Annotated in this window: 8 protein-coding genes; all 8 read left to right on the top strand. The window is 68.9% G+C overall.

Annotation, left to right across the window (positions count from 1 at the left end):
• Positions 1–7: 7 nt before the first annotated feature.
• The 8 genes from L632_RS0119135 to tolB all read left to right on the top strand — a co-directional run bounded on the left by L632_RS0119135 (position 8) and on the right by tolB (position 6,762).
• Positions 8–727, top strand: a complete 720-nt coding sequence (locus L632_RS0119135; protein ID WP_028717360.1) for a CoA transferase subunit A — start codon at positions 8–10, stop codon at positions 725–727.
• A complete protein-coding gene (locus L632_RS0119130) occupies positions 727–1,371 on the top strand; it encodes a 3-oxoacid CoA-transferase subunit B (RefSeq protein WP_028716246.1) in 645 nt (214 codons plus the stop codon). The genes L632_RS0119135 and L632_RS0119130 overlap by 1 nt, the downstream gene beginning before the upstream one ends.
• A gap of 88 nt (positions 1,372–1,459) precedes the next feature.
• On the top strand, positions 1,460–2,035 hold the full coding sequence (locus L632_RS0119125) for a hypothetical protein (RefSeq protein ID WP_028714119.1): 576 nt from the start codon (positions 1,460–1,462) through the stop codon (positions 2,033–2,035).
• A gap of 96 nt (positions 2,036–2,131) precedes the next feature.
• Entirely contained in the window at positions 2,132–2,536 is a 405-nt protein-coding gene (ybgC, locus tag L632_RS0119120) for a tol-pal system-associated acyl-CoA thioesterase (RefSeq protein WP_028714118.1), read from the top strand.
• Between the two features lie 113 nt (positions 2,537–2,649).
• Positions 2,650–3,345 carry a protein TolQ gene (gene tolQ, locus L632_RS0119115; RefSeq protein ID WP_028714117.1) on the top strand — a complete coding sequence of 232 codons (696 nt, stop codon included), beginning with the start codon at positions 2,650–2,652 and terminating at the stop codon, positions 3,343–3,345.
• A 1-nt stretch (position 3,346) separates the two neighbouring features.
• On the top strand, positions 3,347–3,811 hold the full coding sequence (locus L632_RS0119110; RefSeq protein WP_028714116.1) for an ExbD/TolR family protein: 465 nt from the start codon (positions 3,347–3,349) through the stop codon (positions 3,809–3,811).
• Positions 3,812–3,815: 4 nt separating this feature from the next.
• Positions 3,816–5,375 carry a cell envelope integrity protein TolA gene (gene tolA, locus L632_RS0119105; RefSeq protein ID WP_028717378.1) on the top strand — a complete coding sequence of 520 codons (1,560 nt, stop codon included), beginning with the start codon at positions 3,816–3,818 and terminating at the stop codon, positions 5,373–5,375.
• 76 nt (positions 5,376–5,451) lie between these two features.
• Positions 5,452–6,762, top strand: coding sequence for a Tol-Pal system beta propeller repeat protein TolB (tolB, locus tag L632_RS0119100; protein ID WP_028714114.1), 1,311 nt, complete (start codon positions 5,452–5,454; stop codon positions 6,760–6,762).
• Positions 6,763–6,768: the final 6 nt, after the last annotated feature.

The following is a 6,768-nucleotide window of genomic DNA, read 5'->3' as shown; positions in this document are numbered from 1 at the left end:
GAACAAGATCTATCCCAGCGCGGATTTGGCGCTTGGGGGTTTGCTTCGTGACGGGATGGTGATTGCGGCGGGGGGCTTCGGGCTTTGCGGCATCCCGGAGCTTTTGATCGAGGCGATCCTGCGCGCCGGGACCAGGGAGCTGACCATCGCCTCCAACAATTGCGGCGTGGACGGGTTCGGGCTGGGCAAGCTCTTGGACTCGCGGCAGATCCGCAAGATGATCTCCTCCTATGTCGGCGAGAATGCCGAGTTCATGCGCCAGTATCTCTCGGGCGAGCTGGAGCTGGAGTTCAACCCGCAGGGCACGCTGGCCGAGCGCATGCGGGCGGGCGGCGCCGGCATCCCGGGCTTTTATACGAAAACCGGCGTCGGCACGGTGATCGCCGAGGGCAAGGAGCATCACGATTTCGACGGCGAGACCTATATCCTGGAACGCGGCATCGTCGCCGACCTGGCCATCGTCAAGGGCTGGAAGGCGGACGAGTCGGGCAACGTGGTGTTCCGCAAGACCGCGCGCAACTTCAACGTGCCGGCGGCGAAATGCGGCCGCATCTGCGTCTGCGAGGTCGAGGAGATCGTGCCGACGGGCAGCCTCGATCCCGACGCCATCCACCTGCCGGGGATCTATGTCCATCGGCTGATCCAGGGCCAGCACGAGAAGCGCATCGAGCAGCGCACGACACGTTCGCGCGTCTCCGACACGACCGGCAAGAAGGAGACCGTCTGATGGCCGCCGAAATCAAGGGCTGGGACCGCAACCGGATGGCGGCGCGGGCCGCGCAGGAACTGCAGGACGGCTGGTATGTGAACCTCGGGATCGGCATCCCGACGCTGGTGGCGAACTACATCCCCGAGGGGGTGCATGTGACGCTGCAATCGGAAAACGGCATGCTGGGCATCGGGCCGTTTCCTTACGAGGGCGAGGAGGACCCGGACCTGATCAATGCCGGCAAGCAGACGGTGACCGAGCTGCCGCAGACCGCCTATTTCGACAGCGCCGAGAGCTTCGCGATGATCCGCGGCGGCAAGATCGCCATGGCGATCCTGGGGGCGATGGAGGTGGCCGAGAACGGCGACCTGGCGAACTGGATGATCCCCGGCAAGCTGGTCAAGGGCATGGGCGGGGCGATGGACCTGGTGGCGGGCGTGGGCCGGGTGGTGGTGGTGATGGACCACACCAACAAGGCGGGCGAGTCGAAGGTGCTGAAATCCTGCACCCTGCCCTTGACGGGCCAGGGCGTGGTGAACCGGATCATCACCAATCTGGGGGTGCTGGACGTGGTTCCGGGCGGGCTGAAGATCGTCGAGCTGGCCGATGGCGTCAGCGAGGACGCGCTGCGCGCCGCGACCGAGGCGGCGATCGTCGGGTGAGCTGACAGGGGGAGGGGGCTTCCGCCCCCTCTTGCGGCTGAAGCCGCAATTCACCCCCGAGGATATTTGGACAAGAAAGAAGGATCCGATGGCGTTCGATCGGGCGAAAATCGAGGCGCTGTTCACCCGTGACGGCCGCTATCTTTGCGCGCGCTGGGGACGGCCGGTGGCGCCGGTCATCTTCGGTCTGGCCGAGGAGAGCCTGCCGATCTTTCGCGAAGCCATGCGGGCGGTGCTTGCCCATGCCGGCCAGCCCATGGCCGAGACCGATCCCGAGATGGGGGCGAACATGATGATCTTCTTCGTCCGGGATTGGGACGAGCTGCGCGGCTTGCCCGACCTCGACCGGCTGACCGGCCTGCCGGGATTGCCCGGGCGGCTGAAGGCGGAGGCGGCGGATCAATACCGGCTGTTCCGCTTTGACGCCGGGGGCGCGATCCGGGCCTGCCTGACCTTCGTCAACATGGGCGGGCCGTTGGCGGATGCCCACCCGGGCCAACTGGCCGAGACGCTGGCCGTGCGCGGGATGCTGACATTCGCGCGCGACGTGGCGCCCTCTCCCGCGCTGGCCCGGCTGATCCGCGCCGCCTATGATCCGGTCATGCCCGCGGTCGCCACGGATGGCTCGCATGCGCTTCGTCTGGCGGCAAGGCTGTCGTCTTGATTCTTCCGGCTTCTTTCTTGCCTAAATATCCTCGGGGGAGTCGCCGTCAGGCGACGGGGGCGGAAAGCCCCGACCACCGGTAACGCCAGGACCGCCATGCACAAGTTTCCGATCCGCATCTATTACGAAGACACCGATCTGGCGGGGATCGTCTATTACGCCAATTATCTGAAATTCATCGAACGCGCCCGTTCGGAATGGCTGCGCGAGCTGGGCGTGGACCAGGGCGGCCTGCAGCGCCGGGGGCTGGTCTTTGCCGTGCGCCGGGTCGAGGCGGACTATCTCTCGCCGGCGCGGTTCGAGGACCTGCTGGCCGTCGAATCGCGGCTCGAGGCGCTGAGCCCGGCGCGGATCGTGCTGGACCAGGCCGTGACGCGCGACGGGCGATTGCTGTTCCGGGCCCGCGTCACCCTGGCCTGCCTGGCCGATTCCGGCAGGCCGGCACGCATCCCCGCAGCAGTGGCGGAACGCCTGCGGGCGGCCGATCTCGCGGGCAATTGACGCAGAATTGACGGAGAAAGCGGTGCGAGCGGGCTTGTCCCGCTGCCCGGTTCTGCTAACTGGCCTGTTAGCAGAAGCCGCATCCCAGCGGCCCAAAGGACAGGCCGAATTCCATGGAACAACTCGCCGGAGCCGGGCAGCCGGTCGATTTCTCGCTGATCGCGCTGTTCGCGCGCGCCTCGCTGACCGTCCAGATCGTCATGGTGATCCTGATCCTGGCCTCGTTCTGGGCCTGGGCGATCATCATCCAGAAGTTCATCACCTTCAACGCCGCCCGGCGCGAGGCGGACCGATTCGACCGCGCCTTCTGGTCGGGCCAGCCGCTGGACGATCTCTACGATCGCATCGGAGAGGCGCCCTCGGGCCCGGCCGAACGGGTCTTTTCCTCGGGCATGGCCGAATGGCGGCGCAGCCATCGCGACGACGGCAACCTGATCGCCGGCGTGACCGCGCGCATCGACCGGGCCATGAACGTCGCCATCAACCGCGAGAACGACCGCCTGACCCGCGGCCTGCCCTTCCTGGCCACGGTAGGCTCGACCGCGCCCTTCATCGGCCTGTTCGGCACCGTCTGGGGCATCAAGACCGCCTTCGAGGAGATCGCGATCTCGCAGAACACCTCGCTGGCCGTGGTGGCGCCGGGCATCGCCGAGGCGCTGGTGGCGACCGCGCTTGGCCTTCTGGCGGCGATTCCGGCGGTGATCTTCTACAACAAGCTCAGCGCCGATGCCGACCGCATCACCGGGGGATACGAGAGCTTCGCCGACGAGTTCTCGACGATCCTGTCGCGCCAGCTGGACGACGAATAAGATGGGGGCCGGGGTCGTCAAACGCGGTCGCAACGGCAAGGGCCGCACGCGCAGCCAGCCGATGGCCGAGATCAACGTCACGCCCTTCGTGGACGTGATGCTGGTGCTGCTGATCATCTTCATGGTGGCGGCGCCGCTTCTCACTGTGGGCGTGCCGCTGGAACTGCCCAAGACCGCCGCCCAGGCCGTCCCGGCCGAGCCCGAGGAGCCGCTGAGCGTCTCGGTCACGCCCGAGGGGCCGATCCTGGTCATGACCACCGAGGTTCCCGAGGAGGAGCTTATCACCCGGCTGCGCGCCGTCTCGGCCGAGCGGCAGAGCGACAAGATCTATCTGCGCGCCGACGGTTCGATTCCCTATGCCCGGATCATGCAGGTCATGGGGGCGCTGAACGCGGCCGGTTTCAACAACATCGTCCTGGTGACCGAGGCCGGCGGGCCGCGGATGGACGCGGGCGCGGATGGCTGAAGCCATGGACCCAGCGGAACGCATCGGCTTCTGGATCTCGGGCGTCGCCCATGCCGGGCTGCTGGGCGCGGCGCTGGTCGGCGGCGCGCTGTTCCGGCCGCAGCCGCTGGAAGCCGTGCGCATGGCCGAGGTCGCGACCATGTCCGAGGCCGAGTTCCAGTCGCTGGCCGCCGCTGCCGCCGGGCGCGGCCCGGTCTCGGATTCCGCCGCGACCACCCCTGCGCAACCGCGCCCGCCTGCCGATGAAAACCGGCCGGGCGAGGTCGAGGCGGTCAGTCCGCCCGCCCCCGATGCACAGGCGGCAGAGCTGTCCGCGCCCTCGGATCGGCCCGAGGCGCGGCCCGACCTGTCGGACTTCCAGACCCCCAACCGGCCGGTGGCCGTGGTGACCGATGCGCCGCGCCCCGCCGAGCCCGAGGACTCCGTCGAACTGGCGGCGCTGCCGCGGACCAGCGACCGGCCCGATCCGGCGCGCAATCCGGCGCAGCCGCAATCGCCGGCGCCCATCCCGCAGCGTTCGGCGCTGGCGCCGGTCGAATCGGCGCGGCCCCGTGGTCGCCCCGAAGGGCTGGCCGAGGCCGTGCAGGCCCGCCGCGCCGCCGCCGAGGCGGCGCGCCAGCGCGAGCAGTTGCTGGCCCGTCAGCAGGCCGAGGCCGCTGCCGAGCAGGCCGCCGCCGCCAAGGCCGCCGAGGCCGCCGCCCGCCGCGCCGCCGAGGAGCGCGCGCAGGAAGAACGCCGCGAGGCCGAGCGCCGCAGCGCCGACGCGGAAGCGGCCCGCAAGGCCGAGGAGGCCGAGGCGCGCGCCCGCCGTCTTGCCGCGGCCGAAGCGGCTGAAAAGGCCGCTGCGGAACAGGCTGCCGCCGAGAAGCGTGCCGCCGAGCGCAAGGCCGAGGCCGAACGCCGCGCCGCTGCCGAGAAAGCGGCTGCCGAAAAGGCCGCCGCTGAGAAGGCCGCCGCTGAGAAGGCTGCTGCCGAAAAGGCGGCCGCCGAGAAGGCCGAAGCCGAACGGAAGGCCGCCGAGGCCAAGGCCCGCAAGGAAGCCGAGGAAAAGGCGGCCGCCGAACGCGCCGCGGCCGAGAAGAAGGCTGCCGAAAAGGCTGCCGCCGAAGCCAAGGCCCGCGAACAGGCCGAGGCCGAGCGCAAGGCCGCCGAAGCGGCCAAGCAGGCCGCCCTGAAAGAGGCGATGCAGGATCAGGGCTCGGCCGGTTCGGGCGGCGGCGGGGCGGCGGCCAGCGGGCCTCCGCTGAGCCAGGGCGAGAAGGACGGCTTCCGCGTCGCCGTCGAGCAATGCTGGAACCGCGGCTCGCTCTCGACCGAGGCCAGCCGGACCACGGTTTCGGTGCAGTTCTCGATGGCCCCGGATGGCACGGTGGAAAAGGGCTCGCTGCGCATGATCGGCCATGACGGCGCCTCGGACGCGGCGGCGAAACAGGCCTATGAGGCGGCGCGCCGGGCGATCCTGATGTGCGAGCGCGGCGGCTACAAGCTGCCGCCGGAGAAATACAACCGCTGGAAGGATGTCATCATCGACTTCAACGCCAGCGGCAGCGCGCGGGTCCAGTGACATGGCATCCCGGCGCGCGACACTCTATCCTGCAACCAAGACCTTACGAGGGCGATTCATGTTGCGACATTTCCTGATGACTTCCGTGATGGCCCTTGCGGGTCTGGGGCTGGCCGCGCCGGTCCTGGCGCAGGACGGGCCGCTGCGGATCGAGATCACCGACGGGGTGATCGAGCCGATGCCCTTCGCCATCGCCCGCTTCCACGACGAGGGCGGCGCCGGCGAATACCTGGCGCAGGTGCAGAACCTGATCGCCGCCGACCTGACCGGCACCGGCCTGTTCCGCGAGATCCCGGCCAGCGCCCATATCGCACGGCCGGAAAGCTTCGAGGCGCCTGTCAGCTACGAGGACTGGAAGGCGGTCAATGCCCAGGCGCTGATCACCGGCGCGGTCAAGGTCGAGGGCGGCAAGGTCGTCGTCAAGTTCCGGCTGTTCGACGTCTTCGCCGGCCAGCCGCTGGGCGACGGCATGCAGTTCGACGCCGCGACCGGCAACTGGCGCCGGGCCGCCCACAAGGCGGCCGACCAGGTCTATTCGCGGCTGACCGGCGAGGGCCCCTATTTCGACAGCCGCGTCGCCTTCGTGCAGGAAACCGGGCCCAAGGACGCGCGCCGCAAGCGCATCGGCATCATGGATTACGACGGCGCCAACGTGAAATGGCTGACCGACGATGCGACGCTGGTGCTGAAGCCGCGCTTCTCGCCCGACGGCTCGCGGCTGCTTTACACCAGCTATGCCACCGGTTTCCCGCAGGCGATGATGATGGATGTCAATTCGCTCGGCGTGCGTCAGCTGGGCGCGGGCCAGCAGGGCACGATGAGCTTCTCGCCCCGCTTCTCGCCCGACGGGCGCTGGATCGTCTATTCGCTGGAAAAGAACGGCAATACCGACATCTACCAGATGGATGCCGCCACCGGCGCGCAGCGGGCGCTGACCAACGCCCCCTCGATCGAGACCTCGCCCAGCTACAGCCCGGACGGCAAGCAGATCGTGTTCGAGAGCGACCGCTCGGGCACGCCGCAGCTCTACATCATGGGGGCGAACGGCGGCGAGCCGAAGCGGATCAGCTTCGGCGAGGGGCGCTATGGCACCCCGGTCTGGTCGCCGCGCGGCGACATGATCGCCTTTACCCGGCAGGTCGGCGGGAAATTCCATATCGGCGTCATGCGCACCGATGGTTCGGAAGAGAAAATGCTGACGGAATCGTTCCTTGACGAGGGCCCGACTTGGGCCCCCAATGGGCGCGTCGTGATGTTCACGCGGGTGACGCCGGGCGGCGACGGCGAGCCGCGCCTGCATTCGGTGGATATCACGGGGCGCAACATGCGCCCGGTCAAGATCAATGGCGCGGCCTCGGATCCCGACTGGGGCCCCTTGCTGCCCTGAAGCGCG

Source organism: Paracoccus sp. J39 (assembly GCF_000518925.1).
In the GTDB taxonomy this organism is placed as follows: Bacteria; Pseudomonadota; Alphaproteobacteria; order Rhodobacterales; family Rhodobacteraceae; genus Paracoccus.
Note: the sequence above shows the minus strand (reverse complement) of the source record. Positions and strands in the feature narration are given on the sequence as shown.

Bases quoted from the DNA above. Each gene is read 5' to 3' on its own strand.
- L632_RS0119130 (WP_028716246.1), top strand. From the start codon at position 727: ATGGCCGCCGAAATCAAGGGCTGGGACCGCAACCGGATGGCGGCGCGG.
- L632_RS0119125 (WP_028714119.1), top strand. From the start codon at position 1,460: ATGGCGTTCGATCGGGCGAAAATCGAGGCGCTGTTCACCCGTGACGGC.
- ybgC (WP_028714118.1), top strand. From the start codon at position 2,132: ATGCACAAGTTTCCGATCCGCATCTATTACGAAGACACCGATCTGGCG.
- tolQ (WP_028714117.1), top strand. From the start codon at position 2,650: ATGGAACAACTCGCCGGAGCCGGGCAGCCGGTCGATTTCTCGCTGATC.
- L632_RS0119110 (WP_028714116.1), top strand. From the start codon at position 3,347: ATGGGGGCCGGGGTCGTCAAACGCGGTCGCAACGGCAAGGGCCGCACG.
- tolA (WP_028717378.1), top strand. From the start codon at position 3,816: ATGGACCCAGCGGAACGCATCGGCTTCTGGATCTCGGGCGTCGCCCAT.
- tolB (WP_028714114.1), top strand. From the start codon at position 5,452: ATGACTTCCGTGATGGCCCTTGCGGGTCTGGGGCTGGCCGCGCCGGTC.